Below are 26778 nucleotides of genomic sequence, written 5' to 3'. Positions count from 1 at the left end.
CTTCATCTGGCGCAAGACCGCCGAGGAAATCCTGGACTCCCTCGCCCGATATCTTCAACGGATTTCAGGCGCGGAACACTAGCCGTCGCTGTAGGGCGCCGGGGTAGAGGCCGCCGCGGCTACCTATATGGACGGTAGACCCGCGCTGCGCCGCTCGCTGCGATTCAACCCGACTTTCGCACAGGTAAGCGGTGAAACCTTCCATCAGCCGACGTACCGGATCACCGAACGACTACTCGACCAGCCACGTGTCGCGGAGGAGAGTCCGCACTGTGAGGAGATCCTCGTGGCTGATCTCGACCTTGTCGCTCCCCAGCATGAGCAATCGGTCGCGGGCGAACGCCTCAAGCACAGCATCGCCCCTGATCGGCGCGGGCACCAACCGAGGTGAGGTCCCCGTGGGTGGACGCGCTCGCGGTTTGCTGGTGGATAACGGTCAACGTGGTTGTCGGACGCGTTGTCGGACGCACGCACTGACATTCCTCGTGACGAGCGATCGCTGGCATTCAGATGACGAGTCGCAATCCGTCCGGCTGCCGGCGACTTCCTGGAGCGCACGGCTCTTCGTCGGCTTCCCGGCAAGGCGGGTGCGGGGTGATCACTCGCCGGTGCTGGTGAGCAGGGCGACGTTGTTGGTCATGGCCAGAAGCGGAGCGCCGCTGTCGGCGATTCGCGCAGGGTAGGTGAGCGGAGTAGGTCGCGCCACCTGTCCACCAGCAAACTAACTTCTGCGATCGATAGTGTTGGCGACGCGCTTGGCGATGTCATCGATGAACGGTCGAGTGGTGTACTCGTCGAATCCCCAGACCGTCATCTCCTCCGAGTCGAAATCAACCCGGACGCTGTAGCAATGCCCGCCCTTGTCGGGGTACCGGGCGAGCGCTACGTCCCCCTCGTTACCTCTGTTTTGGCGGCACGAGACCTGGACCCAGTCGTCGTCACGAACCATGGCAACTGGAGCGCCGTTGACGCGGACGAGGACCTTGTCCTTCTTGTCGCTGAACAGCCGAGTTTTCGTCTCAGTCAGGAAGGCAAGGCGACCAGCCACGAACCGGCCATCGTCGCAGATGTAGAGACTGTCGGGGTCGTATCCCACTTCCGTGGCGGAGATTCCGACACAGATAGCGGTTCCGAAGATTCGAGGGCGTTTGGGCTGCGGGTACTCGTATTCAACGAGGTTGGATGTTTGGATGCCTGCGGCGATGAGTGCCGCGAAGGCTTCCCGGCCGGTGTCGATCAACTTGCGGTAGGCGCGTTCGGCGACTTGCACGGCGCGTTCCCGGACAGCCTGCTCGTCGTCGAAGCGTCTCTGCGCGTTGTGGTGGGCCGCTCTGAGCGCCCGGTCGAATTCGGATGGCACACGGCGATCCTTCTCCGAATCTCTCGAAACAGCGAGCTATTCATCGAAACAAGCTGCTGACATCGGATGATGGGGAGCGGCGGCTACTTCACCCATCGCGGCGGTAGGACGGGCCGTCCACCGGCTCGGTGTTTCCGAGAGGTGCGATAGCCGTCGCCCACCGACACCCGCTGTGCCACAGCCTCCCCCCAGCGACGTCGACCACCACGACCCCCCGACGCCATGACCAGAGCGTCAGCAATCGGACACGGAACCAGCAGCGCGGCAGCGGAATTCCGATAAGTGCCACGTCATATTTTACTGACACCTAGGTGTATGAGGCCATGACGTTGGTGACGCCGGTGTGGAGTCGGCTGGCGGGTGGCTGGTTCCCGGCGGCTGAATGGGGCCGATGGTAGTTGAAGTGGATGTTCCAGACCGCGATCGCGGCGGTGCGTTGGGTTTCGCTGGTCCATTCGCGGGCGTAGAGCAGTTCCTCGGCCAGGATCCGCTGGTAGCGCTCGACCTTGCCGTTGTGGCGTGGTGTGTAGGGGCGGGTGCGCTGGTGGCGGGCTCCGTGCAGGACTTTCGCGAAGTCACCGGCGCGGTAGCAGGGGCCGTTGTCGGTGACGATGCGGTGGATGTGGCCGATGCCGTGGGCGGCGAAGAACACCCGGGCACGGAACAGGAATCCGATTGCCGTGGCGGCGGTTTCGTCGTCGAGGGCTTCGGTGTCGGCCAGCCGGGAGAAGCCGTCGACCGCGGAGTGCAGGTAGGTGTAGCGGGCTCGGGTGCGGCGTTTCTTGGCCCGGGCCACGGCCTTGTCCTGGTCGGAGCCCTTGCCGTGGGTGCGCCAGCCGCCACCGTCGGGGATCTGTCCGGTCTTCTTCACGTCGAGGTGGACCATGTGCCCGGGCCAGCGGGCGATGATCCGGCCCGGTGTCCGGTTGTTCGCGCCGTTGGGGTCGATGAACCGGCGACGGTTCAGCCCGAGGTGGGTCAGCTGGCGGGTCACGGTGCGCACCGCGATCTCGCTGCCCTGGGTGTGGAGTTCGAAGGCGATCCGTCGGGCCGAGTATTTGTGGTCGCGGCGCAGTCGTTCGATCCGGGCCACGATCGGCGCGGGTGTCGCGCTCGGCTGGTGGTGCGGGACCGATGGGCGGTCGGCCAGGCCGAGCTCGCCGTGCCGGCGCCACCGGTTGACCCACTTGCTCGCGCATTGGCGTGAGATTCCCATCTCGGCGGCGACGTGAGGGATCGGGCGGGTCCGGCAGCGGTGCACGAGCCGACGACGGCCCTCGACAGACAGCGGGGCATTACGGTGGGTCAAGGGACGGGTCTCTCCGGTCAGCGGATGGGGGATGTGGTGTTTTCCATCCTGCCGTCGGGAGACCCGTCCCCCTCACCTCACCCCGTCCCGGGCGTCAACAAACTCATGACCCGCAACAGCTAGCGGGCACATACTGCCCATACGACCAGTTCAAGGCGGGAGTCGGCAGCAGGACAGTCGGTCATACCAGCGCTTGATCACGACGGCCCACCGCGCCAGCGCCAACCCCGGAGATTGTCGGCGGTGCGGTCCGTTGGCCTCCAGGTCGGCGCAGCGATCGCCGAAACCCCAGCAACTCCGACCAAGCGGTCCGGAGGCGTTACAAGTCCAGCGCTCCAACAGCTTGGGGCGGATTCGAACCGAGGAAGTCTCACATCGCGAGTGTCGCCCGCCACCAACAAGGAGCCTGCACCGCCACTCATTTCCGCCAACGCGCAGCTCCTGCGCGCAGTAATGACGCCATTACCGAATGGTTTACTATTGCACGAAGCGAGCATGTTGCGCCCGAAAACGGCCCTGACCAGCGCTAATATGTGGTCCCAGCTGGTTTCGAACCAGCGACCTTCCGCGTGTGAGGCGGACGCTCTCCCGCTGAGCTATGGGACCGGGATTCGTTCACCCGCGAGCGGCTGAACGCGTCGAAACATTAGCACGGGCTCCCCGCGCGGCACCAAATCGCACGCCGACCTGGGGAAATTCCGCAGTCAGGTGCAGGGCGCCGCTATTACCGCCTTCACAAGCCGTCTACCAGCGGATTTGTACCTTGCAGCGCGGGTGGGCTAATGTTCTGTCTCGCACCACGGAGCGCCGAAAAGCCCCCGAGGTGGCGAAATGCGGATGTAGCGCAGTGGTAGCGCATCACCTTGCCAAGGTGAGGGTCGCGGGTTCGAATCCCGTCATCCGCTCGAGAGGTAGGGCCAGGTAGCGAAAGTTACCGTCCCCCTTGCGCGGTGGAGTGGCCGAGTGGTGAGGCAACGGCCTGCAAAGCCGTGCACACGGGTTCGATTCCCGTCTCCACCTCGCGCGATTAGCTCAGCGGGAGAGCGCTTCCCTGACACGGAAGAGGTCACTGGTTCAATCCCAGTATCGCGCACCACCAGATCAGCCCCGGTCCTCCGACCGGGGCTGATCTGGTTTCTCCTGCGGGTCGTCGTGGGGGCGGTCAGCTCGCGCGGGCCTCCGAGCATCTGGACCGTGCTCTCCCGGACCTGGACGAGCCGGTCAAGGAGGCCGGTGCCGAGCAGCTGACTCGCGGCGGTGACGACCGGTTCGGCACCGAACAGCTCTACGTAGTCCAGCGGCCATCGATGTGGGCGAGCTGATGCCGGATCTGGGTGGCGAGGGTCTCCGCCAGGCTGGTCTCGTCCAGCAGGTCGCGCCAGGCGTGCAGGGACTTGCGGAGCCGTTCCGGGGCCACCCGGTCGACGGCGGTCCCGCCTCGCGATCCTGTACGAAGATGCCGCCGACGCTCCCGAGCAGGCCGAGCACCGGCGATTCGATCAGGTCCGAGGGCGAGACCTCCGGGCTGCCAGTGCTAGTCGCCGGAGGTCGGCGAGACCCGGATCAGGCCGGGGCAGGTCGCGGGAGTTGAACTCCTCGGCGGCGCCCCACAACCGGAGCAACAGCGCGACGTGTGGGTCGTCGGCGTCGGCGCGGAGACGCTGCCACTCTCCGTCGGCGCGCCGCCCGCGGAGCCGGACGCCGCCCACGCGCTGGAACACCTCGCGTTCTGCTTCGAGAACCTGATGCAGAGCGAGGCCGACGTGGCGGCTTACACTCGCACGCTCGTCGGCGCCGGACGCGGGCTGTCGGCGGCTGGGTCTAGGCTGTGGCCGGTCGAGGCGAGGTGAGGTGCGGGTGGCGGTGCACGCGGAGGAGTGGGGCGAGACCGATCTCGCCGGTGCCGTCGGGCTCGAGCACGAGGAGATGGCCGAGGTGGTGGCCGCGCTCGTCGCCGAGCACGCGGAGCGCAGCGCGCGCGAGGCGGAGATCGTCGCGCTCCGGCTCGGCGTCGGGGCAGCGCCGCCCGCCACGCTCAGCCGGATCGCCGCACGGCAGGACATCTCCCGGGATCGGGCGCGGCAGCTGCACACCAGGGCGGTCGGGCACATCCTGCGCGCGCACCCGCCCGGCGGCTCGGCCTTCGCGGTGTTCGCCCGCGGCTACCCGCCGGGCACGCCGGACCAGCGCCTGGTCCGCACCCTGCTGGCCGAGATCTACGCCACCGACGCCGACCTCGCCGCCAACGAACTCGCCTACCTGCGGCTGCGGCTGGCCGGGCACCCGCAGGAGGACGCCCGCCGGATCGCGGGCTACGTCATGCAGCGGATCCTCGGCTGGCGGAAGAAGACCAGGCGGCTGCTGGCCGGGCTGCACGAGCCGGACCCGGTGCACGGGAGCGTGCTCGGCGGGGTCGAGTGGGCCGACGGCGGCCCGCGGGCCCCGCTGCCGAGCCGGTCCGCGCGGCCGGACGCCGACGACGACGGGCGCGGGCGCTTCTACCTGGACAGTGTGGGGCGCGACGTCGCCTTCGACTCGGGGCTGCGGGCGCGGCTGCTGCGGCTGCTCGACGCCGATCCGGCGGTGGAGACGTTTCAGGAGGATCCGGTCGCGGTCGAACTCGAGGGGGTTTCGCTGTATCCGGGGGTTGCGGTGCGCGGCGTCGACGGGCGGATCGCGCTGATCGACGTGCAGCCGCTGAGCCGGGTGGCGTTGCATCCGAACCGGGTGCGGGCGCGGGTGCTGCGGGCGTGGGCGCACCGGAACGGGTGGGGGTGGCTGGTGTGGACCGGCAGTGAGATCGGGGTGGACGAGCTGGCCGCGCGGGCGGTGAACGCACCGGAGGCGCTGGTCGAGCGGTTGCGGGAGGGTCCGGTGGGGTGGGCAGGGTTCGCGGCGACGGGGGGCGGGCTGGAGTTGCTCGACCTGGCGGCGCTGGTCGTGCGCGAGGGGTGGCGCTGGGAGCGGGCGCCGTTCCGCCTCAGCGCCGGAGCCGATCGGCTACCCGGCCCGAGCTGACGGCGCAGGATCACCGTGACCGCGGCGGCACGCGCGGTCGAGGGCGAGTCGCAGGCGCTGCGCTCAGCGCAGGACCACGGCGGCGGCGATGAAGGTGACGATGAGCATCATGGCGCAGCAGGTGATGAGCTGCCAGTGGTTGATCGTCTGGCTCACCGTTTTCAGCTGGGCGCGCAGGCTGTCGGCGCGCCGGATGTGGTCGGCGATGGCGCGCTGGGCGCGCGCGAGTTCGTCGGCACGCTCCTCCTGGGTCTGCTCGGCCCGCTCCAGCCGGGTGTGCAGCTTGCCGATCTGCTTCTGCTTCTCCCGCACCGTCTGCCTGGAGACCGCGAGCGCGGTGCGCTGATCGACCAGTTCCCGGCGCTGGCGGGCGATGATCGCCGCCTGGGTCCTCGTATGGTGCTCCCAGTCGCTCACCGTCGCCCATCCTCCCGTCGAGACGTCCCGATAACCCCACACGATGTCGCCGTCGACCCAGCCCGCCAGGAAGTCGCGCAGCTCGTACGGCTCCTGCCTGGCCGCGACCACGGCGGTGCAGGCGGTGTCGAACATGCCGCTCTCGATCTCGTAGTCGCAGCCGGGCGGGGCGAAATCGCTGATGCCGAGCGCGGGCAGGTGCGCCACCCAGAAACCGGGCGGGCACAGCCACAGCACGCCGGCCAGCCCGGCGTCGCGCAGCCGCTGGGTGTGCTGCAGCGCGAGGGTGCAGTCCAGCGGGCCGCTGCGCACCTCGATCGCGAAGCGGCGCTCGCCGATCCGCCAGTACACGTCCACCGGGACACCGTCGACCCGGTGGCCGACCTCGGCCTCGTCCGCTCCGAGCGCGAGCAGCCTGCCGCGCAGCCAGTACTTGAAGCGTTCCAGATTCCACTGGTTGCGGGTGCAGTCCGGGCAGCGGCAGCCGTACCCGGCGCGTTCGCCGGGGGCGCGGCGCGGGCCGTTCGAGATTCCGAGCTCGGCCAGCAGCGCGCGCCGTCCACAGGACGGCGCCTCGACCCGCTGCTCGCTGCGCACCACTCCGACCACACCCCTAAGCCTGCGATCCGCGCGCGGGCAGGGCCACCCGCGCTCACTACCAGAGTGCGCCCTGATGGGTGCATCCCGCCACTCCCCTCCGCACCCGCGGCCGGGTGCGCCGCGACCGCGGCGGGATGATCAATGTTGTACCGCAACGGATTCGACCCGGCACCTCGCGGCGCGCCGGGCGGTCCGGGCGAGAACGGCATTCCACCCGCGGTGTCTTGTCCGGGAGACGCACTGCGGCAGCATGTTTCGGCATTCCGCGCGGGCCGGGAGGCGGACTTTGCTTCGCCTGCCGAACGGCATCGTGACCACACCGTTAGAATCTCCCCGGCCGCGCGCTCAGCCGGACCGATCGGGGAAGAAGGTAGTGGATGGAGCACGTCGAGGACGGCGCCGAGTCGATCGGCGCGATGCTGTCCGATATCGCGGAGTCCCTCCGGGAGGTGAGCCGGAAGCTCGACCTGGTCGCGGCGCGCGTCGATGTACCGCTGCCCGTGCCGATGCCCGCCGACGACCGTGATGTCGCGACGCGGCTCGCGACGATCGAGGCGTGGGCCTTCCGCACCGATCGGGACGTGGCCGATCTCGGGCGGCGGTTGGACACGCTGCAGAGCGTCGCCGACGCGCCGGGTACCGGGCGGCGGCACGCGCCCGAGCCCGGTGGGCGCCGGGCGGCCGAGACGGCCGAACTGGACACGTCGAGCTTCGGGCGGCGGGCGGATGCCGATGAGCCGCCGGTGAGCACGGGCCGCCGGGCGGCGCCGGACGACGCCGCGCGGCCGGAGGCCGAGAGCAGCGGGCTGCCCGCTCGGCTCCGCGCCGAGAGCGCCGGGGAGCCGGCGCGGCAGAACGGGACATCGGCGCATCGCGCCGCCGATGCCGCGCCGTCCCCCGCGGACACAGCGATCCCGAGGCGGCGGGCGGCCGCAAACGGGCAGGCCGAAGCGGGCGCTGCCGCCGACGACGATGGACCCGGGCGGCGCGCCGCCGGCGAGCCCGCGGAGAACGGGCGGGCGCCGGGGCACGACGTGGAGAGCGTCGGACGGCGGGCCACGGAGGGGAACGGACGGGCCGAGAGCGCGGGCTCGCCGAGCGTCGATCGGGTGAGTACCGGCAGGCAGGCGGCCGAGGCGAACGGGACCGGCGAGTCCGCCGATATCCCGCGTCGGCGGCGGGCGCCGGAGGAGAGTGCCGCCGGAACGTCGGGGTCCGGCCGCCGGGCGGCCGAGCCGAGCGGTTCCGAAACCTCCGCCGTCGAGCGGCCGGCGGGCGCCTACGGCCCGACCCGGGGCGGCACCCAGCCGCCCGCCGGTCCCGAGGCACCGGCCGAGACCGCGACGCCGCGCGTCCCACGCCCGCGGTACGCCGCGGGCTCGACCAGGCAGCGCATCGCGGAGGCGCGCGCGGAATCCGCGGGCAGGGTCCCGGCGGAGCGGAGCGAGCCGTCCGCTTCCGGGCTCTCCGCGGACCGCGGCGAACCGGGCGGCGGCGCACGCCGCTCGGCCGACCGCAGCGAGCTGTCCGGCCCCACCGCACACTCGGCGGACCACATCGAACTGCCCGCTCCCACCCGTTCGTCGGCGGACCGGAGCGAGCACAGCATCCCGGCCCGGCTCTCGGCCCCGGCCGAACCCGAAGCGGCCGCACCGAGCACCGACGACGAACCCGCCGGCCCGAACCTGCGCGCGGCGGTGGAGGCGCGCCGCGCCTCCGGACGCCTCCCGCAGCGCGGGACGGCCCCCTCCCCGACCCCGCCCGGCGCGACGGCGAGCCAGGCCCCGCCCACCCCGGAGCGCACCGAACTCACCAGCCCGGACGAACCGGACCGGTGGAGCGGCCCGCGCCGCAACGGCAGCTCGCTCGGTCTCGGCGAGACCGTCGCCGCCGCCTACGACCAGGGCCTGCGCGACGGCTTCACCGGCCAGCAGGACGGTTACCGGCAGGCCCCGGCCGCGGGCTACCCGCTGGAGGAGTCCGGCGACGACTTCGCCCCGTTCGCCGACCGGCAGACCCGGGACGCGCACACCGAGCAGGTCGGCCGCCCCGGCCTCACCTCCGGCGCGATCGAGCGCCCCGGCACCGGTCAGAGCGGCCGCCCCGCCTACGACGCCGCGGCCGATCGCTCCAACTACGCCGATTTCGGCAACGGCTTCACCGGCGCGACCGCCGAGGAGACCGCGCACGCGGACAAGGTGCAGGCGATGCTCGACGAGCTGAAGCGCACCGCCGCCGCCATGCCGTTCGGCCCGCCGACCGGGGAGCAGCCGGACCAGCGGTAGTCAGGCGATGCGCTCGGCGTCGTGCGCGGCGCCGGTGATCGCCTTGGCGACGGTCACCCGGTTCTCGGCGCGCAGCAGCCGCCGCGGCCTTGCCTCGGGCGCCCGCTGCGCCCGCAGCAGCCGCTCGAGCAGGTCGCGCAGCCAGCGGTGCCCCTCGTCGGCGGTGTGCCGCGGATGCCAGGCCAGGCCGATCGGCACCTCGGGCAGCGGCAGCGGGATCTCGAAGGCGCGCAGCCCGAGCGGGCCGAGCAGCGAGGTCACCGCGGAGGCGGGCGCCGGGCACACCGCGGTGCCGCCGCGCACCGCGAGCAGCGCGGTGGTGAGGTCGGGGACGGTGCCGATCACCCGGCGGGTGCGGCCGTGCAGCGCGAGCCGGTCGTCGATGGCGCCGCGCACCCGGCCCTGCCTGCTCACGCTCAGGTGCGCGGCGGCGGCATAGGCGGCGACCGTCACCGGCTCGGTGACCAGCGGGTGGTCGGCGGCCGCGACCCCGATCAGCCGGTCGCCGTAGAGCCGCCGCAGCACGGTCTCCGGGTCGCTGCGCTCGATCACCCCGGCCTGCAGGTCGGTGCGGCCGTCGCGGAGCGCCCGCGGGTCGTCCTCCGAGCCGGCCACCAGGTTCAGCGTGACGCCGGGCGCCTCGCGGCGGACCGCGGCCAGCAGCGGCCCGGTGAGCTCCGGCCTGACCTCGTCGCCCGCGCGCACCACGAACCCGCGGCGCAGCGTGCCGGCGTCGAACTGCGGACGCGGCGTCAGCAGCCCGCGCCCCTGCTCGACCAGCCCGTGCACCTGGTGCCGCAGCTCCAGCGCGCGCGGGGTCGGCACGAGCGCCCGGCCGGAGCGGACGAGCAGCGGATCACCGAGCACCTGCCGCAGCCGCGCCAGGGTGCGGCTCATGGCGGGTACCGAGGTCTGCATCCGCTCGGCGGCCAGCGTGACGCTGTTGGTCTCCAGCAGCGCGTCCAGGGCCACCAGCAGGTTCATGTCCAGCCGGTCCACTCCTGAATTATCCCCGTATCCCGGCCGCGACCGGCGCGTTGCCACGCCGGTCGTTACCCGTCAGTGTTGAACGGCGGCCACCTGGTCGACCGGGCGCGGCTGGGTGTTCAGCTCCGGCTTGGGCGCTCCGATGACCTTCAGGTCGTCCGGGGTGACCGGGCGGAACCACTGGGCGAAGCGCTGCCTGGCCGGGAACTCCGCGTGCAGGTCGGCGAGGAGCTCGTCGATGTGGTGCACGCCGAACGGCCCGGTCTCGGTGCCGTGCGTGCCGCCGCCGGTGCGCTCGGCGAGCCAGCTCAGCCGTTCGTCCAGCGCCTCACCCATGGCGGTGGGGCCGGGCAGGTCGAGCCGGTGGGTGAGCAGCGCGGCGGTCCAGTGCGCGCCGACCTCGGCGGCGACCGCGCTGAGCGCGGAGCCGCCGTACCCGGCGAAGCTCAGCCGCGGCACCGTCGGCGGCAGGATCTGCCGGTAGAGCCGGAAGTTGCCCTCGTCGTCGGTGAGCCTGCGCTGCACGAACGGCGTGAGGAACGGCACCCGCTGCTGGTACCCGGTCGCGCAGATGACCAGGTCGGCCGGGATGGTCTGGCCGTCCGAGAGGTGCGCGACCGGCACCTTCTCGGCGCCGAGCGCGCTGATGGTGGTGTCCCGGACCACGGTGAGCCGACCGGCCCAGACCTGCTCGGTGAAGCCGTCGACCGCGAGGTCGACGGTGCCGTGCGCGACGGTGCCGAAGGGCTCGTCGGGCACCAGCTCCAGCTCGCGCAGGTGCAGGCTGCGGATGGTGCGCTCCTGGACGAGGTCCAGGTTGCTGTCGCGCACCGAACGGGCCGGGCCGTTCAGGAACTTCTCCGGGCGGCGCTGCTGCCGGTAGCCGAAGTGGCTCTCGCCGAAGCGGCTCTGCAGCAGCCGCTCCGCGTCCAGGAACCGGCCCGCGCGGCGCGGCAGCTTCCAGCGCAGCCTGCGCGCGACGACGGTGGTGGAGGCGGCGACGTGGCTGACCGCCTCGGCGATCTCGCAGGCGGCGGTGCCGTAGCCGACGACGACCACGTTCCGGCCGCGCGCCGCCGCCAGGTCGGAGAGCAGCGAGCTGTGCCCCATCTGGCCGCCGGCGCGGTGGAAGTCATCGCTGCCGGTGAACTCGGGGACCAGCGGGTCGGAGTGCACGCCGTTGGCGATGATCAGGTGGTCACAGGAGGTGCGGTGCACGCCGGTGCCGTCGCGCGCCTCGAGCAGCCAGCCGCTGTCCACCGGGTCGGCCGCGACCACCTCGGTGTTGAGGCGCAGCGCGTGCCCCAGGTCGAAGCGGCGCACGTAGCTCTCCAGGTAGGACTGCATCTGCGCGCCGTCGAGGCGGTCCGGGAAATCCTCCGGCATCGGGAGGTCGGAGAACCGGTACGTACGGCTGCTGTTCTGGGCACGCAACCCGGGGTAGCGGCGCGTAGCGCTCCACACGCCACCGACATCCGGCGCCCGGTCGAAGACCTCGACCGGAAAGCCCTCCTGTCTCAGCACTTTCGCGCAGGCCAAACCCGCTATTCCGGCGCCGACGATCGCGACACGGCTCCTGCTGGTCATGCGGCAGAGACTACCGGCTCCCCCGGACCCGCACGGCGCCGCTGTCAGGAAAGCGAGATCGGACAATCCCGCCACCCGTGTTTCACTGGACGAATGAGTGAAACGACGCTCGTCGTCGGCCCGGCCGGGCTCTGGGACGCCGAGGCGCTCGGCGACGTCGCCGCCGCCACGTTTCCGCTGGCCTGCCCACCGGGGACGGCTCCGGATGACATCGAGGCCTTCCTCGCCGCGATGCTCTCCGCGGAGCGTTTCGGCGAGTACCTCGGCGACCCGGACCGGATCGTGCTGCGCGCCGCCGAGGACGGCGAGATCGTCGGCTACGCCATGCTGCACGTCGGGACGCCGGAGGATCCGGCGATCGCCGAGGCGGTCGGGCTGAGCCCGGCGGTCGAGCTCAGCAAGCTGTACGTGCTGCCCGGCAGGCACGGCAGCGGCGTCGCCGCCGCGCTCATGCGGTCCGCGCTGGAGCACGCCGCCGCGGCGGGCGGGGCCGGGATCTGGCTCGGGGTGAACCAGCACAACACGCGCGCCCAGCGCTTCTACACCCGCAGCGGCTTCGAGCGCTGCGGCACCAAGACGTTCCGGGTCGGTGCGGAGCTGCACGACGACTTCATCATGCGGCTCCGCTTCCGAAGCCCTGGACCGCCGGGACCCGCTCCGCGGCCAGGAAGTCGACGAGCGCCCGGTGGAAGTCCGGGGAGGTGACCGCCATCAGGTGGTCGCCGGGGACGGTGACCAGGTGCGCGTCCGGCAGCGCGGCGGCCAGCCGCTCGGGCTCGGCGGCGAGCGGGTCGTCCTCGCCCGCGAGCACGAGTACCGGGAGCGTGAGGTCGGCGAGGTCGCCGATGGGGCGCTCGTCCAGCCCGGCCAGCACCGCGGCCATGGCGTCCCGGTCGGCGTGCACGGCGTCGGCGAGCAGGCGGAACGGCCTGGCCCGCGCGGTGGCGGTGCTGCCGTCGCCTGCCATGGCGGCGCGCAGGTCGTCGGCGTCGACCACCCGGCGATCCACACCGCCGCAGTCGACGACGCCGGAGCCGACGCCGCCGATCGCGAGCCGGCGCACCCGCGGGTCGTCCCCGGCCACCAGCAGCGAGACCACCGCGCCCATGGAGTAGCCGACCTGGTCGAACTGCTCGCCGCCGAGCTCGTCGTAGAGCGCGCGGACGTCACGGGCCATGGCCTGCCAGGAGTAGGCGGCGGGCTCGTGCGGCTTGGCCGACCGGCCGTGGCCGCGGGCGTCCAGGGAGACCACCGGGCGGCCGGTCGCGCGCAGCGCGTTCACCACGCCGGTGCCCATCCAGTTGGCGTTGGTGTCGGCGACGACGCCGTGCTGCAGCACGATCGGAATGCCGTCGCCTTCCCACACGCGATAGCTGAGTTCCAGGCCGTCCCAGGTGCTGAAGGTGGTCATGCCCGCGATGGTAGGCGGCCGCGGGTCAGCTGGTCGGCACCTCGAAGCGGGAGAGCGCGAGCAGGCGGGAAATGGCGCGCAGGTACTTCTTCCGGTAGCCGCCCTCGAGCATGTCGGCGGCGAAGATCTGGTCCAGCTTGGCGCCGGAGACGGTGACCGGGGTGCCCGCGTCGTAGAGCCGGTCGGCCAGCACCACCACGCGCAGCGCGACGGCCTGGTCGGTCACCGGGGCCACGTTCTCCAGGAAGACCGCGGAGACCCCGGCGATCAGCTCGCGGTACTTGGAGGGGTGCAGGGTGGCCAGGTGCGCGAGCAGCGCGCCGAACTCGTCGAGGGTGGCGTCCGGGGTGGCGGCGGCGCGCTCGCGCAGGGCGTCGGTGGCGCTCGGCTCGGGAGCGGGCGGCAGGTCGCGGTGCCGGTAGTCGGGGCCGTCCACCCGGACCGCCTCGAAGATCGAGCCGAGCTTCTTGATCTCGCGCAGGAAGTCCTGGGCGGCGAAGCGGCCCTCGCCGAGCTGGCCGGGCAGCGTGTTCGAGGTGGCGGCGATCGAGACACCGGCCGCGGAGAGCTCGGTGAGCAGCCGGGAGACCAGCATGGTGTCGCCGGGGTCGTCGAGCTCGAACTCGTCGATGCAGAGCACGCTGTTGCCGGAGAGCCGCTCGACGGTGGCGGCGAAGCCGAGCGCACCGACCAGATTGGTCACCTCGCCGAAGGTGCCGAACGACTTCGGCGCGGGCGCGCTGTGGAAGACCGAGGCGAGCAGGTGCGTCTTGCCGACGCCGAAGCCGCCGTCCAGGTACAGCCCGGCGCCGCTCACCTGCTTTTTCCTGCCGAACAGGGTTTTCTTCTTCGCGGCCTCGGTGATCCGCGCGACCTCGCCGGCGAAATCCTCCGCCTCGCGCACCGCGGCGGCCTGGCTCGGCTCGTTCGGGTCCGGGATGTAGGAGGAGAAACTGACCTCGTCGAACATGGGCGGCGGCACCATCTGGGCGACGAGCTGGTCGGCCGGGACCTCCGGGTGACGGTCGACGAGGCGTGCTGGCATGGACGAAGCCTAGAGACGTGGTGTGAGCTGTCCCTATGCAGCGTACGCACAATGCGATCCAGCTCACAGCCATCGACGACGACGAGCTGGCGCGGCTCTACGCCTACCCCCGCCAGCTCGACGCGCCGTGGCTGCGGGCGAACTTCGTCTCCAGTATCGACGGCGCCGCGACCAGCGGCGGAGTCTCCGGTGGGCTCGGCACCCCGGCCGATCGCCGGGTCTTCGGCACGCTGCGCGAACTCGCCGACGTGGTGCTGGTCGGCGCGGGCACGGTGCGGGCGGAGAACTACGGCGGCGCGGCCACCGACCCGGAGCGGCGCAGGGCGCTGGCCGCGCTCGGCTACGGCGGCGACGCCGAGGGCGCGCCGCCCCCGATCGCGGTGGTGACGGCGAGCGCGTCGCTGGATCCGGAGTCGCGGCTCTGCACCGACACCGACGTGCCGCCGATCGTGCTCACCACCGCCTCCGCGCCGTCGGATCGGGTGGCGGCGCTGATCGCGGCCGGGGCGAAGGTGGTCGAGGTCGGCACCCATGCGATCACCCCGCGCGGGCTGCTCGACGCGCTGGCCGAGCTGGGGCTGTACCGGGTGCTCTGCGAGGGCGGGCCGCACCTGGTCGGCGAGTTGATCGACGCGGACCTGCTCGACGAGCTGTGCCTGACGACCGCGCCGATGCTGGTCGGGGGTTCGGGCGGGCGAATCGCGCTGTCGTCGGGGGAATCGGCCCATCCCATGGTGCGGCGGCACGTCCTGCTGGACGACGACGGGACCGTGCTCACCCGCTGGGCCCGCCGCTGAGCACCGACGCCGGACAGCGGCCGGACCCGCGCCCGCCGCGAGCGCCCGGCCCGTCCGAGGTCACGACCGGTTCGCGCGGCGCCGCATCGCGACCGGGCAGCGCCACGGCCGGTCCGGCCGGCCCGCCCCCCGACCGCCGGTGAAACCCCGTTCGTGAAAGAACCGCCGGTATACGGCAGGCTGTAACGCATGCGCTGGACCCGGGCCGCCGTGCTTGCCACCTCCCTGACGTTCGTGCTCGCCGGTTGCGGTGCGGGGCCGTCGGATCGGCCTGGCGTCGCCGTCGAGCACCCGGTGGCCCCCGGCGGCGGGGCGGGCACCTCGGAAGCGCCGCCCGCCCCGCCGCGGGCAGGGGTGCCGACGACCGACCTGGCCTGGTCGGACTGCACTCGCGGCACCTTCGACCAGCTCGGCCTCGGGGCGCCGCCGAACGGGGTGCTCCTGGAGTGCGCCGAGTACTCCACCCCGATCGACACCGCGGGCACTGTGATCGGCAACTTCCGCAACGGCGCGGTGCGCGCCCGGCTCCCGCAGACCCCGGCGGACGCGGCGCCGCTCGTCCTCACCTCCGGCGCCGACCGCGCCTCGTCGGCCACGCTCGCCGCGCTGACGGCGGGGCCGCCGAACGGCATCCTGGCCACCCGCCCGATCGTCGCGGTCGACCGGCGCGGCATCGGCACCTCGCAGCCGGTGGACTGCCTGCCGGCCGAGGTGCGCCAGGGCTTCGCCGACAATGCCCAGTTCACCCGGATCGGCGATGCCGCGGCGCAGGCGGAGGCGCTGGTCGGCTTCAGCCAGGACGGCACCATCGCCTGCCGGGACTTCCTGCAGCCCTACGAGAACACCTTCGACGTCGGGCACGCGGCCGACGACATCGAGCAGCTGCGCAAGGAGTGGCAGGTCGACCACATCGATCTGCTCGGCACCGGTAACGGCGCCGAGGTCGCGATCAGCTACGCCCGCAAGTTCGGCGACCACCTCTCCCGCCTGGTGCTCGACTCCCCCACCAGCCTCGGCGCGGACGCCACCACCGTCGCCGAGCAGCGCGTGCAGGGCGCCGAGGCCGCGCTCACCGCGTTCGCGCAGCGCTGCGTCGCGCTCGGCTGCGCGCTCGGCCCCGACCCGAGGGCCGCGATCACCGACCTGGTGAACCGGGCCGCGGCGGGCCGGCTCGGCGATCTCTCCGCGAACGCCGTCACCACCGCGCTCACCGGCTTCCTCGGCAGCCCGCGCGCCGACCAGGCCGACCGGGTGCCCGAACTGGCCGACGCGCTGGCCGCCGCCGGGCGCGGCAACCGCGGCCCGCTGCTCGCCCTGGTCCAGCGGCAGTCGGCGGCGATCGCCAACGACGGCGAGTTCGTGAACCGCTGCGCCGACATCGAGCAGCCGCCGACGCCGAGCCGGGCCGTCGAACTCGCCGGTGACTGGGCGGGCAAATATCCGGTGTTCGGCCGGAGTGCCGCGCTGGCGCTGCTCACCTGCGCCGCCTGGCCGGTCGGGACACCGCCGGCGGCGATCGCGGACTTCGCGCTCCCGGTGCTCGTGCTGGACGGCGCCGCCGACCCGGTGGCAGGCGGTGTCGGGCAGGCCGCGGTGACCGGGGCGCTGGCCGGTGCGGGCGCCCGCACCGCGGTGCTGCGCTGGCAGGGCTGGGGGCATCCGGTGAGCGCGCGCTCCGGCTGCGGGCAGCGCGCCGTGGTGGAGTACCTGAACGAGGCGCGGCTGCCGCAGGACGGCTCCGTCTGCCCCGCCTGACCCGGGCGTAAGCCGCCGCCGCGCCGATCCCGGCAACCACCCCGGCCGGGTTCCGGTGTACCGTGCCCGGGTGCTCCTTCGACAGCTCGAGCCACGCACGGCTCGCACCACCGCCGAGGTGATCCGGTTCGCCCTGTGGCCGCTGGCGGTCATGACGGTGCTGCACCGGGTCTTCATCAAGGCTGTCAATGGATTCGTCACCGACGACTACCGGCCGGTGTACAACGCGTCGTTCCAGTTTCTCAACGGCAACCCCGTCTACACGGCCAACTTCGACTCCGTCGATCCGCACTACCTGTACCCGCCGAGCGGCACGCTGCTGATCGCCCCGATCGCGATCATCGACTACGAGAAGTCGCGCTGGCTGTTCATCCTGCTGAATGCGATCGCCATCCTGATCGCCTGGTACCTGCTGCTCAAGCTGTTCCGCTACACCGTGAACTCGGTGGCCGCGCCCGCGCTGCTGCTGGCCATGTTCGCCTCCGAGACCGTGATCAACACGCTGGTCTTCACCAATGTGAACGGCTGCCTGCTGCTCGGCGAGCTGATCTTCCTGCACCTGCTGCTCGCCCGGCGCGACCTCTGGGCGGGCGCGGTGCTCGGGCTGACGATCGCGGTGAAACCGACGCTCGCGCCGCTGCTGCTGATAGCCGCGGCGCGCGGGCAGTGGAAGGTCTTCGTCACCGGCTGCGGCGTCCCGCTCGCGCTGACCGCTGCGGCCTGGCCGCTCATGGTGGACCCGGAGAAATTCTTCACCCGCGTCTTGCCATACCTCGCCGAGACCCGCGACTACTTCAACAGCGCTATCTCGGGCAATGCGGCGTACTACGGGCTGCCGCCGTGGCTCACCCTCGGCATCCGGATCACCATGGCGCTGATCGTGCTCGGCTCACTGTGGCTGCTCTACCGGTACTACCGCGAGGACGAGCTGTTCTTCGTCTGCACCGCCTCCGGCGTGCTGCTCACCGCGGAGTTCCTGCTGACCTCGCTGGGCCAGATGTACTACTCGATGATGCTCTTCCCGTTCCTGATGACGGTGGTGCTGCGCAACTCGGTGCTGCGCAACTGGCCCGCCTGGCTCGCCATCTTCGGGTTCCTGAGCTACGACAAGTGGCTCTCGGATCGCTGGCAGGACGTCGGGCGCAACCTCGAGTACCTGCGCATCACCTTCGGCTGGGGGCTGCTGCTGCTCGTCGTGTTCTGCGTCCTCGCCGACCGGTACCTGGCCGCCCGCGCCGCGGGGACCCTGGACAAGGGGCTGGATCAGGACTGGATGCGCACCGCGCCGGACCCGCGCGGGCCGGTGAGCGAGGATGCCGAGCCCGCCGTGGGTGCGCCGACGCCGGTGGGCGAGCCCGGTCCCGCCACCGCGAACGGCACGGCCGCTACGGTCGAGCCCGCACCTCCGGCTACCGAGGTACCGGCGGGCCATCGCCCCTGACGGCTGCCGCGGGGCACGCTGCCCTCGCGCGGGTCGCATCCGTCGTAGCCGCCCGTCGACCTGCCCGGACGACCCCTCGACCGGGTCGGCGGCGCGCCGAGCGGCACGCGATTAACCTCGAAGCATGACCGATGCCGACACGTCACTGCCCACCCCGCGTATCCAGCTCACCCCGCAGGAGTGGCGCTCGAAGCTGAACCCCGCCGAATTCGCGGTGCTCCGCGAGGCCGCCACCGAGCGACCCTTCGTCGGCGAGTACACCGACACCAAGACCGACGGCGTCTACAGCTGCCGCGCCTGCGGCTCCGAGCTCTTCCGCAGCACGGAGAAATTCGACTCGCACTGCGGCTGGCCCTCGTTCTTCGACCCGGCCGATTCGGACGCCGTCATCCTGCGCGCCGACGACTCGCTCGGCACGCACCGGGTCGAAGTGCTGTGCGCGAACTGCCACAGCCACCTCGGCCACGTGTTCGAGGGCGAGGGATACAACACGCCCACCGACAAGCGCTACTGCATCAACTCCATCGCCCTGACGCTGCACCCCTCGGACAGCGGCTCGGCACGGTGAATCGGCGCGGCGCCGACCGTAGGGTACCGAGCGGTCCGCGCGCGGCGCATGCCCCGCAAATCCTTGGCACCGGAACTGGGACGCGGGGTCAGGGCAGCGAGGCGACGAGCGCGTCGAGCTCCACCCGGGGGCCGGTGTAGAACGGGATCTCCTCGCGCACGTGCAACCGGGCCTCGGTGGCGCGCAGATCGCGCATGAGATCGACGATGCGGTGCAGCTCGGGGGCCTCGAAGGCGAGGATCCACTCGTAGTCGCCGAGGGCGAAGGAGCTGACCGTGTTGGCGCGCACGTCCGCGTAGCCGCGGGCCTTCTTGCCGTGGTCGGCCAGCATCTTGCGGCGCTCCTCGTCCGGGAGCAGGTACCACTCGTAGGAGCGCACGAACGGGTAGACGCAGATGTAGGCACCCGGCTCCTCACCGGCGAGGAAGGCCGGGATGTGGCTCTTGTTGAACTCGGCCGGGCGGTGCAGGGCGACATTGCTCCACACCGGGGTGCTCGCCTTACCCAGTTCCGTGGTGCGGCGGAAGTCGGCGTAGACGGCCTGCAGGTCCTCGACCCGCTCGGCGTGCGTCCACAGCATGAAGTCGGCGTCGGCGCGCAGGCCGGAGACGTCGTAGATGCCGCGGAGCACCACCTCACGGTCGTCCAGGCCCTCGAAGAAGGCGGTGGCCTGCTTCAGGGCCGCCTCCCGGTCGTCGCCGAGCACTCCGGGGCGTACCTGGAACACGGAGAACATCAGGTACCTGATGGTGGAGTTGAGGGCCTGGTAATCGAGTCGTGCCATGCGTCCATGGTGCCACTAGCGTCCGGACGACCGGACCGGTGTCCGCAGCCGGGCACATCGGTCGGGCGCGAAGCGGGCGATTCACCGCCGGAGGCGGACCGTCAGACGAGGACGGATGCCGCGCGGGTGGCGGCGGCGGTGCCGGAGGCTACGCAGGCGGGGACGCCGACGCCGTGAAGGTAGGCCCCGGCTACGGCGAGGCCGGGGAGATCGGCGATGCCGGACTCGAGGGCGGCGATGCGCTCGGTGTGCCCGGGTGCGTACTGGGCGAGTCCACCGGGCCAGCGCTGGACGGCGAACCCGTCGGGGGCGACGGGCACCCCGGTCACGACTCGCAGATCCTCCACGGCGGCGGTGACCAGTTCCTCGTCGGTCCAGGAGAGCGGCGCCGGATCACCGAACCGGCCGAACGAGGCACGCACGAGCGCACCGCCGCGCGCGGCGAGATGCGGCCACTTCCGGCTGGAGAGCGTGAACGCTTTGGCGCGCAACCCCTCCCCGGTGCCGATCAGCACGCCGGAGTTCTGCGGCAGCTCCGTCGAGCCGGGCAGCGAGAGCGCCACCACCACCGACGAGGACAGCTCGATGGCTCCGGCCGCGGCGCTCGCCTCGGGCGCGACGGAGGCGAGCAGCCGCGCGGTGACCGGCGCCGGGGTCGCGAGGACGACGGCGTCCACCTCGCCGATCGGGTCGAGCGCCCACCCGCGCTCGGTGCGGGCCAGCGACCGCACCGCGGCGCCGGTGCGGATATCGGCCCCCGCCCGCGCGGCCAGTGCCTCCAGCAGCACGCGATACCCCTCCCGCAACCCGCCGAACACCGGCGCGGTGGATGGCGGCGGCAGCACCGACCTCACCGCGGCGGTGAGGCTCGCGGCCCCCCGGTCCAGCGCGGCGGCGAGGGTGGGCAGCGCCGCACGCACCCCGATCGACCGGGAACTCCCCGCGTACACCCCGCCGAGCAGCGGATCCACCGACCGCTCCGCGACCTGCGCCCCGAACCGCTCCGCCACCAGCGAGTACACGTCGATATCGCCGCCGACCCGCCACGTCGGCGGCCGCTCCGGCTCGGTGCGGACCCACGCCAGCGTGGCCGCGTCGACCAGCCCGTGCAACGTCTCCGCCGCGGACGGAATCCCCATCAGGGTGCGCTCCGGCAGCGGGTGCGCCCGGCCACCCGCCCAGACCAGCGGCCGCAGCCCGGACGGCGTGACGAGCTGCTCCTCGAGCCCGAGCTCACCGAGCAGCGCGGGAACCTCCGGCCGCCGCCCGACGAACGCCTCCGCCCCGAGATCGACCGGCCCACCGGCCAATTCCCCGGTGTACAGCACACCGCCCGCGCGCGGGCTCGCCTCGAGCACGGTGATCCGCGCCGCCTCGCCGAGCAGCCCGCGCAGCCGGTAGGCCGCCACCAGTCCGCTGATCCCGCCACCGGCCACCGCGATTCTCATGACATCGACGGTAGCCCCCGGGCGGCTCAGAGTTCGTGCACCAGCTGCACCAGCGCGGTGAGCACGCCCGGGTCGGTGTCCGGCAGCACGCCGTGGCCGAGGTTGAAGATGTGCCCGGTGGCGCCGAGCGCCAGGGCGGCGTCGGCCTCGTCCAGGATCCGCCTGGTCTGCGTGGCGGCGGCGTCGTACCCGGCGAAGAGCACGGCGGGGTCCAGGTTGCCCTGCAGCGCCTTGCCCGGCCCGACCCGGCGCGCCGCCTCGTCCAGCGGCACCCGCCAGTCCACCCCGACCACGTCGGCGCCCGCCTCGCCCATGGCGCCGAGCAGCTCGCCGGTGCCGACGCCGAAGTGGATGCGCGGCAGCCCGCTGTCGGCCAGCTCGGCGAAGACCCGCTCGGAGTGCGGCAGCACGTAGTGCCGGTAGTCGGCGGCGGAGAGCGCGCCCGCCCAGGAGTCGAAGAGCTGCAGCGCGTCCACCCCGGCCTCGATCTGCGCGCGCAGGAAGGCGATGGTGACGTCGGTGAGCAGGCCGAGCAGGGCGTGCCAGGTCTCCGGGTCGGCGTACATCATGGCCTTGGTGCGCTCGTGGTGCTTGGACGGCCCGCCCTCGACCAGGTAGGAGGCGAGCGTGAAGGGCGCACCGGCGAAGCCGATCAGCGGGGTGTCGCCGAGCGCGGCGGTGAGCAGCCGGACGCCCTCGCTCACCGCGCCCACCTCCTCCGGCCGCAACCGGGGCAGCGCCCGAACGTCGGCGACGGTGCGCACCGGCTGCGCGACGACCGGCCCGACGCCGGGCACGATGTCCAGGTCGATTCCGGCCGCCTTGAGCGGAACCACGATGTCGGAGAAGAGGATCGCGGCGTCGACGCCGTGTCGGCGCACCGGCTGCATGGTGATCTCGCAGACCAGTTCGGGGTCGAAGCAGGACTCGAGCATGCCGATGCCCTTGCGCAGCTCGCGGTACTCCGGCAGCGAGCGGCCGGCCTGGCGCATGAACCAGACGGGTCGGCGGCTCGGCTCGGCGCCGGTCGCGGCGGCCAGGAAGGGGGCATCGGACAACCGGCGGCGGGTATGCGTACTCATCACCGCCATCGTAGGCGGCGCGCCTCCGCCCGCGGTGAAACGTCACCGTCTACCGTCGGTCGGTGTGACACCGCTCGACTTCCGCGAGGGCGCCGCACCGGCCGAAGGGCCACACGGCGAACCCGCTTCCTTTCGCGCCGCGGTCGAAGCGATGGGGTCCGCAACCGTGCATCCTCGGATCGAACTGGCGCCCATTCGCCCGCCGCAGCGGCTGGCGCCGTACTCCTACGCGCTCGGCGCCGAGGTGACGCACGCCGACGCCGCCGCCGTCCCGACCGACTCCGAGGGCGACGCCTTCGGCAGGCTGATCCTGCTGCACGACCCGGAGGGCGACGAGACCTGGCACGGAACGTTCCGGCTCGTCGCCTACATCCAGGCCGACATCGACGCCTCGCTCGCCACCGACCCACTGCTCCCCGAGGTGGCCTGGAGCTGGCTGGTGGACGCGCTGGAATCGCGGCCCGACCCGTTCACCGCACTGGGTGGCACCGTGACCAGCACCAGCTCGGTGCGGTACGGCGACATCGCGGGGCCGCCGCGGGCGCACCAGCTCGAGCTACGCGCCTCCTGGACCGCGGTCACCGCCGAGATCCGCGGCCACGTGGAGGCCTTCTGCGAGGTACTGGCCTACTCCGCGGGGCTGCCACCGGCCGGGATCACGAGTTTGCCACCGCAGCAGCACATCGATCACGAACCGAGCTGACCGCCACGTATTGTTCTGGGCTATGCCGGTAGCCGACGACAGCCCCGCGGAGCCTCTGCTCGCCCCCGCCGACGGACTGCCGCCCGTGCTCGGTACCGCCGCCGAGGTCGCGGCGGCGGCCGCCCGGCTCGCCGCGGGCACCGGCCCGCTGGCCGTCGACGCCGAGCGGGCCTCCGGTTTCCGGTACTCCGCGCGGGCCTACCTGATCCAGTTGCGCCGGGCCGGAGCCGGCACCGTGCTGATCGACCCGATCCCGGTGACCGGTGGGCTCGGGCCGCTGGCCGACGCGATCAACGGACTGGAGTGGGTGCTGCACTCGGCCGACCAGGACCTGCCCGGCCTCGCCGACCTCGGGCTGCACCCGGACCGGCTCTTCGACACCGAATTGGGCGGGCGGCTGGCCGGATTCGAGCGGGTCGGGCTCGCGGCCATGGTGGAGAACCTGCTCGGGCGCGGGCTGCGCAAGGGGCACGGGGCGGCGGACTGGTCCACCCGGCCGCTGCCGGAGGAGTGGCTGAACTACGCCGCGCTCGACGTCGAGCTGCTGCTGGAACTGCGGGACGCGGTCGCGGCGGAGCTGGAGGCGCAGGGCAAGGCGGAGTGGGCGGCGCAGGAGTTCGAGCACGTCCGGCTCAGCAAGCCGGCGCCGCTGCGGCCGGATCGGTGGCGGCGCACGTCCGGGATTCATACGCTGCGGCGGGCCAGGCAGCTGGCGATCGTGCGTGAGCTGTGGGTGACCAGGGACGAGCTGGCGCGGGGGCGGGATGTGGCGCCTTCGCGGATTCTGCCGGATTCGGCGATCGTGGCGGCGGCCGGGGCCGATCCGAAGACGATCGCGCAGTTGCGCACGTTGCCGGTGTTCGGGGGGCCGCGGCAGCGGCGGTACTCGCGGGAGTGGTTGGCGGCTGTCGATCGGGCTCGAGCGCTCGCCGACGGGGAGTTGCCGCCTACCGCGCAGCCCTATGACGGGCCGCCGCCGGTCAATCGGTGGGAGCGGCGGGATCCCGTCGCCGCTGCTCGGTTGACCCGGGCTCGGGGAGCGATGGCGGAGTTGTCCGAGGAGCACTCGATTCCGGTGGAGAACCTGTTGTCGCCGGAGTTGGTGCGCAGGTTGTGCTGGGACGGGATCTCGTCCTACGAAGCATCCGGGACGTTGCCCGACGCGGTCGACGCGTTCCTGGCCGCCGGCGCGGCCCGCGCCTGGCAGCGCGAACTGGCCGTCCCCCGCCTGGTGGCCGCGCTCCCCGTGCCCGCCGCGGACTGACCACCCCTGTCGCATCGCCGCCGGCGGCGATGCGATATGCGTACGGACGGTGCGCGAGCGCGCGGCTCGGTCAGGTGGCGGAGAGCCAGCCGGTGATGCGGCGGGCGATGTCGGGGGCGGTGAGGCCGAGCTCGGCGTGCAGCTCACCGCGGGAGGCGTGGTCGAGGAACTGCTGGGGGACGCCGATGTCACGGGTGGGGACGTCGATGGCGGCGGTGCGGAGACGGGCGGAGACGGTGGAGCCGATGCCGCCGTGCAGTCCCCCGTCCTCGAGCGTGACCACGAGACGATAGTTCTCGGCCAGCTTCACGACGGTGTCGGAGACCGGGAGCACCCAGCGCGGGTCGACGACGGTGACCGACAGCCCGTCGGCGTGCAGGATCTCGGCCGCCGCCAGCGCGGTGCCCGCGAAGGCGCCGACGGCGAGCAGCAGCACGTCGCCCCGCGCGGTGCGGGCGGACCCGGCCTCCGGGTCGGCGAGCCGGAGCACGTCCAGCCCCTCCAACCGCTCGACGGCCGGAATGTCGGCACCGACGCTGCCTTTGGGGAAGCGCAGCGCGGTGGGCCCGTTGGCGACGGCGAGCGCCTCGGCCAGCTCTTCACGCAGCGTCGCCGCGTCCCGCGGCGCCGCCACCCGGATGCCGGGGATGATCCCGAGCACGGAGAGATCCCACATACCGTTGTGGCTGGCACCGTCGGTGCCGGTGATCCCGGCCCGGTCCAGCACCAGGGTCACCGGCTGCTCGAGCAGCGCGACATCCATGAGCAGCTGGTCGAAGGCCCGGTTCAGGAAGGTCGAGTAGATCGCCACCACCGGGTGCATGCCGCCGAGCGCCAGCCCGGCCGCCGAGGCCATGGCGTGCTGCTCGGCGATGCCGACGTCGAACATGCGATCCGGGAAACGTTCACCGAACGCGGCGAGCCCGGTCGGCCCCGGCATGGCGGCGGTGATCGCGACCACATCGCTGCGGCGTTCGGCGTGCGCGATCAGCTCCTCGGAGAAGACCGAGGTCCACCCCTGCGCCTTGGGCCCGCCGAGCGCCACGCCGGTGAGCGGGTCGATCGGGTCGCAGGCGTGCATCTGGTCGGCCAGATGATTCTCGGCGGGGGCGTAGCCACGGCCCTTCTGGGTGACCGCGTGCACCACCACCGGGCCGCCGAAGTCCTTGGCCCGGCGCAGCGCCGCCTCCATCGCCACCACGTCGTGGCCATCCACCGGCCCGACGTACTTGAGGCCGATGTCGCCGAAGAGCTCCTGCGGGCTGACCGCGTCCTTGATGCCGGCCTTCACCGCGTGCACCATCGAGTAGGCCGAATCCCCCACCCGCGGAATGCTCTTGATCAGCCGCTTGCCCGCGTCCAGCGCGTGCTCGTAGGCGGGCTGGGTGCGCAGCGCGGTGAGCCGCTCGGCCAGGCCGCCGATGGTCGGCGCGTAGGAGCGGCCGTTGTCGTTGACCACGATCACCACCGGCCGGTCCTGCGCACCCGCGATGTTGTTCAGCGCCTCCCAGCACATGCCGCCGGTGAGAGCGCCGTCGCCGACCACGGCGACCACGTGCCGCTCGCGCCCGCTCAGCGCGAACGCCTTGGCCAGGCCGTCGGCGTAGGAGAGCGCGGCGGAGGCGTGCGAGGACTCCACCCAGTCGTGCGGGCTCTCGGCCCGGCTCGGGTACCCGGAGAGCCCGCCCTGCTTGCGCAGCGAATCGAAGCCGCCCTTGCGGCCGGTCAGGATCTTGTGCACGTACGCCTGGTGCCCGGTGTCGAAGATCAGCGGGTCGGCGGGCGATTCGAAGACCCGGTGCAGCGCGATGGTCAGCTCGACGACGCCGAGGTTCGGGCCGAGGTGGCCTCCGGTCGCCGCCACCTTCTCGACCAGGAACTCGCGGATCTCGGCCGCGAGTTCGCGCAGCTGCGGCACCGTGAGCCCGCTCAGGTCTTCGGGCGACTCGACCCGGGAAAGCACTCCCACCTGACTTCGCTCCCTCCGGGGACAACCCCTGTGATTCGGAACAGTCTACGGACGCCGCCGGACGGGGCGAACCGGCGACCGCGGGGCGCGAACAGGGCTGGGCGCCGCGCGGTGCGTTTCGGTTCACGGTACCCGCTCACCGGCCACCCCCGCCGTGCCGTGAGAATCACACCGACGGCGACCACGGCGAGGGGAGCGAGCGGTGAGCGGGAAGAAGCACGGCGGCGCGGGGACGATCACGGTGACCGGGCACGGCGCCGCGCGCGGTGTGCCGGATGTCATGCGGGTGGACATCGCGGTGGAGACGCGCGCCGACACCGTCGCGGTGGCCTACGGCCGGGCAGGCGAGCGGATCGCGGCGGTCACCGCCGCGCTCCGCGGGCACGGCGTGCGCACCGCCGACATCGGCACCAGCAGGCTCTCGGTGCGCACCGAGACCACCTGGCAGCAGGAGCACGGCTCGCAGATCGTCGGCTACGTGGCGGACGCGGCGCTCGCGGTGTCGCTGCGCGAGCTCGGCGACGACGCCGACCCCGGCCCGGCGGCGATCATCGCGGCCGCGGTGGAGGCGGGCGGCGACGACGTCCGGCTCGGCGGGCTCACCTTCGGGCTCGCCGACCCGGAGGCTGTACTGGTCACCGCGCGCGACGCGGCCTGGGAGAACGCGCTGGCCAAGGCGCGGCGGTACGCCGAGAAGGCGGGGCGCGCACTGGGTCCCGTGCGCGACATCGTGGAGGGTTCCGGGGCGGGTGCCCCGGTGCCGCAGCTGAAGATGGTCGCGGCGGCGCCGGGCGGGGCCGAGTCGGGCTCGGTGCCGGTGGAGCGCGGCGAGCAGGAGATCAGCGCGCACCTCCAGGTGACCTGGGAGCTCGCGGCGCCCGCGCCGGACCGCGACGTATGAGACCGGCCGGAGGCCCTACCGCCTCCGGCCGCTGAACCGTCGGCCCG

The 26778-nt window shown here is 72.5% G+C and carries 23 protein-coding genes and 4 tRNA genes; 14 read left to right on the top strand and 13 right to left on the bottom strand.

The features are described from left to right. Nucleotides 1-721: 721 nt before the first annotated feature. From ACFO0B_RS09090 to ACFO0B_RS09080, 3 genes are all read right to left on the bottom strand, one after another. Complete coding sequence (locus tag ACFO0B_RS09090) at nucleotides 722-1360, bottom strand: hypothetical protein (protein WP_378611876.1); 639 nt, start codon at nucleotides 1358-1360, stop codon at nucleotides 722-724. Between the two features lie 307 nt (nucleotides 1361-1667). Then, nucleotides 1668-2669, bottom strand: coding sequence for an IS481 family transposase (locus ACFO0B_RS09085; RefSeq protein ID WP_378611875.1), 1002 nt, complete (start codon nucleotides 2667-2669; stop codon nucleotides 1668-1670). 534 nt (nucleotides 2670-3203) lie between these two features. Next, a tRNA-Val gene (locus ACFO0B_RS09080) sits at nucleotides 3204-3275 on the bottom strand. Between the two features lie 227 nt (nucleotides 3276-3502). On the opposite strand from ACFO0B_RS09080, the gene ACFO0B_RS09075 reads away from it, so the two are divergent. From ACFO0B_RS09075 to ACFO0B_RS09065, 3 genes are all read left to right on the top strand, one after another. Further along, nucleotides 3503-3574: transfer RNA gene (locus ACFO0B_RS09075), tRNA-Gly, on the top strand. A gap of 44 nt (nucleotides 3575-3618) precedes the next feature. Next, nucleotides 3619-3689: transfer RNA gene (locus tag ACFO0B_RS09070), tRNA-Cys, on the top strand. Between the two features lies 1 nt (nucleotide 3690). Further along, nucleotides 3691-3765 (top strand) — tRNA-Val (locus ACFO0B_RS09065). A 189-nt stretch (nucleotides 3766-3954) separates the two neighbouring features. Here the strand turns inward: ACFO0B_RS09065 and ACFO0B_RS09060 are convergent. Beyond that, entirely contained in the window at nucleotides 3955-4086 is a 132-nt protein-coding gene (locus ACFO0B_RS09060) for a hypothetical protein (protein ID WP_378611873.1), read from the bottom strand. Between the two features lie 214 nt (nucleotides 4087-4300). On the opposite strand from ACFO0B_RS09060, the gene ACFO0B_RS09055 reads away from it, so the two are divergent. Continuing rightward, entirely contained in the window at nucleotides 4301-4519 is a 219-nt protein-coding gene (locus ACFO0B_RS09055) for a DUF4253 domain-containing protein (protein ID WP_378611872.1), read from the top strand. Nucleotides 4520-4526: 7 nt separating this feature from the next. Next, nucleotides 4527-5687 (top strand): sigma factor-like helix-turn-helix DNA-binding protein, encoded by a 1161-nt coding sequence (locus tag ACFO0B_RS09050; RefSeq protein WP_378611871.1) that lies wholly within the window; start codon nucleotides 4527-4529, stop codon nucleotides 5685-5687. Nucleotides 5688-5750: 63 nt separating this feature from the next. Here the strand turns inward: ACFO0B_RS09050 and ACFO0B_RS09045 are convergent, their stop codons facing one another. Continuing rightward, entirely contained in the window at nucleotides 5751-6713 is a 963-nt protein-coding gene (locus tag ACFO0B_RS09045; RefSeq protein ID WP_378611870.1) for a hypothetical protein, read from the bottom strand. Between the two features lie 368 nt (nucleotides 6714-7081). On the opposite strand from ACFO0B_RS09045, the gene ACFO0B_RS09040 reads away from it, so the two are divergent. Then, the gene (locus ACFO0B_RS09040; RefSeq protein ID WP_378611869.1) at nucleotides 7082-8989 is read left to right on the top strand and encodes a hypothetical protein; all 1908 of its coding nucleotides are present in this window, start codon (nucleotides 7082-7084) and stop codon (nucleotides 8987-8989) included. On the opposite strand, the gene ACFO0B_RS09035 is transcribed toward ACFO0B_RS09040, so the two are convergent. Both ACFO0B_RS09035 and ACFO0B_RS09030 read right to left on the bottom strand, forming a co-directional pair. Continuing rightward, nucleotides 8990-9988: a LysR family transcriptional regulator gene (locus ACFO0B_RS09035; RefSeq protein WP_378611868.1), complete on the bottom strand. Its 999-nt coding sequence runs from the start codon at nucleotides 9986-9988 to the stop codon at nucleotides 8990-8992. A gap of 60 nt (nucleotides 9989-10048) precedes the next feature. After that, a complete protein-coding gene (locus tag ACFO0B_RS09030) occupies nucleotides 10049-11563 on the bottom strand; it encodes a flavin-containing monooxygenase (RefSeq protein ID WP_378611867.1) in 1515 nt (504 codons plus the stop codon). Between the two features lie 93 nt (nucleotides 11564-11656). Here ACFO0B_RS09030 and ACFO0B_RS09025 point away from each other — a divergent pair, with 93 nt between their 5' ends. After that, on the top strand, nucleotides 11657-12268 hold the full coding sequence (locus tag ACFO0B_RS09025; RefSeq protein ID WP_378611866.1) for a GNAT family N-acetyltransferase: 612 nt from the start codon (nucleotides 11657-11659) through the stop codon (nucleotides 12266-12268). Here ACFO0B_RS09025 and ACFO0B_RS09020 read toward each other — a convergent pair. Both ACFO0B_RS09020 and zapE read right to left on the bottom strand, forming a co-directional pair. Then, nucleotides 12177-12974, bottom strand: a complete 798-nt coding sequence (locus ACFO0B_RS09020) for an alpha/beta fold hydrolase (protein WP_378611865.1) — start codon at nucleotides 12972-12974, stop codon at nucleotides 12177-12179. The genes ACFO0B_RS09025 and ACFO0B_RS09020 overlap by 92 nt on opposite strands. Nucleotides 12975-12999: 25 nt before the next feature. Beyond that, complete coding sequence (gene zapE, locus ACFO0B_RS09015; protein WP_378611864.1) at nucleotides 13000-14019, bottom strand: cell division protein ZapE; 1020 nt, start codon at nucleotides 14017-14019, stop codon at nucleotides 13000-13002. A gap of 35 nt (nucleotides 14020-14054) precedes the next feature. Between zapE and ACFO0B_RS09010 the strand changes: the two genes are divergently transcribed. The 4 genes from ACFO0B_RS09010 (at nucleotide 14055) to msrB (ending at nucleotide 18580) form a co-directional block, all read left to right on the top strand. Continuing rightward, nucleotides 14055-14816 carry a pyrimidine reductase family protein gene (locus ACFO0B_RS09010; protein WP_378611863.1) on the top strand — a complete coding sequence of 254 codons (762 nt, stop codon included), beginning with the start codon at nucleotides 14055-14057 and terminating at the stop codon, nucleotides 14814-14816. 189 nt (nucleotides 14817-15005) lie between these two features. Continuing rightward, nucleotides 15006-16571, top strand: a complete 1566-nt coding sequence (locus tag ACFO0B_RS09005; RefSeq protein ID WP_378611862.1) for an alpha/beta hydrolase — start codon at nucleotides 15006-15008, stop codon at nucleotides 16569-16571. Between the two features lie 70 nt (nucleotides 16572-16641). Then, nucleotides 16642-18012, top strand: a complete 1371-nt coding sequence (locus ACFO0B_RS09000) for a glycosyltransferase family 87 protein (RefSeq protein ID WP_378611861.1) — start codon at nucleotides 16642-16644, stop codon at nucleotides 18010-18012. Between the two features lie 124 nt (nucleotides 18013-18136). Next, entirely contained in the window at nucleotides 18137-18580 is a 444-nt protein-coding gene (gene msrB / locus ACFO0B_RS08995; RefSeq protein WP_378611860.1) for a peptide-methionine (R)-S-oxide reductase MsrB, read from the top strand. Between the two features lie 88 nt (nucleotides 18581-18668). Here the strand turns inward: msrB and hemQ are convergent, their stop codons facing one another. From hemQ to hemE, 3 genes are all read right to left on the bottom strand, one after another. Beyond that, complete coding sequence (hemQ, locus tag ACFO0B_RS08990; protein WP_378611859.1) at nucleotides 18669-19364, bottom strand: hydrogen peroxide-dependent heme synthase; 696 nt, start codon at nucleotides 19362-19364, stop codon at nucleotides 18669-18671. Between the two features lie 101 nt (nucleotides 19365-19465). Then, the gene (locus ACFO0B_RS08985; RefSeq protein WP_378611858.1) at nucleotides 19466-20812 is read right to left on the bottom strand and encodes a protoporphyrinogen oxidase; all 1347 of its coding nucleotides are present in this window, start codon (nucleotides 20810-20812) and stop codon (nucleotides 19466-19468) included. A 26-nt stretch (nucleotides 20813-20838) separates the two neighbouring features. Then, nucleotides 20839-21903, bottom strand: a complete 1065-nt coding sequence (gene hemE, locus ACFO0B_RS08980; protein ID WP_378611857.1) for a uroporphyrinogen decarboxylase — start codon at nucleotides 21901-21903, stop codon at nucleotides 20839-20841. Between the two features lie 55 nt (nucleotides 21904-21958). Between hemE and ACFO0B_RS08975 the strand changes: the two genes are divergently transcribed. Together ACFO0B_RS08975 and ACFO0B_RS08970 are read left to right on the top strand one after the other, a co-directional pair. Continuing rightward, the gene (locus ACFO0B_RS08975; RefSeq protein ID WP_378611856.1) at nucleotides 21959-22597 is read left to right on the top strand and encodes a DUF3000 domain-containing protein; all 639 of its coding nucleotides are present in this window, start codon (nucleotides 21959-21961) and stop codon (nucleotides 22595-22597) included. A 22-nt stretch (nucleotides 22598-22619) separates the two neighbouring features. Continuing rightward, nucleotides 22620-23861 (top strand): HRDC domain-containing protein, encoded by a 1242-nt coding sequence (locus ACFO0B_RS08970; RefSeq protein WP_378611855.1) that lies wholly within the window; start codon nucleotides 22620-22622, stop codon nucleotides 23859-23861. Between the two features lie 70 nt (nucleotides 23862-23931). On the opposite strand, the gene dxs is transcribed toward ACFO0B_RS08970, so the two are convergent. After that, the gene (gene dxs, locus ACFO0B_RS08965) at nucleotides 23932-25830 is read right to left on the bottom strand and encodes a 1-deoxy-D-xylulose-5-phosphate synthase (protein ID WP_378611854.1); all 1899 of its coding nucleotides are present in this window, start codon (nucleotides 25828-25830) and stop codon (nucleotides 23932-23934) included. Between the two features lie 202 nt (nucleotides 25831-26032). On the opposite strand from dxs, the gene ACFO0B_RS08960 reads away from it, so the two are divergent. Continuing rightward, nucleotides 26033-26731: an SIMPL domain-containing protein gene (locus ACFO0B_RS08960; RefSeq protein WP_378611853.1), complete on the top strand. Its 699-nt coding sequence runs from the start codon at nucleotides 26033-26035 to the stop codon at nucleotides 26729-26731. Nucleotides 26732-26778: the final 47 nt, after the last annotated feature.

This window comes from Nocardia jiangsuensis, assembly GCF_042650385.1.
GTDB lineage: Bacteria > Actinomycetota > Actinomycetes > Mycobacteriales > Mycobacteriaceae > Nocardia > Nocardia jiangsuensis.
This window is presented reverse-complemented; position numbering and strand designations above follow the sequence as displayed.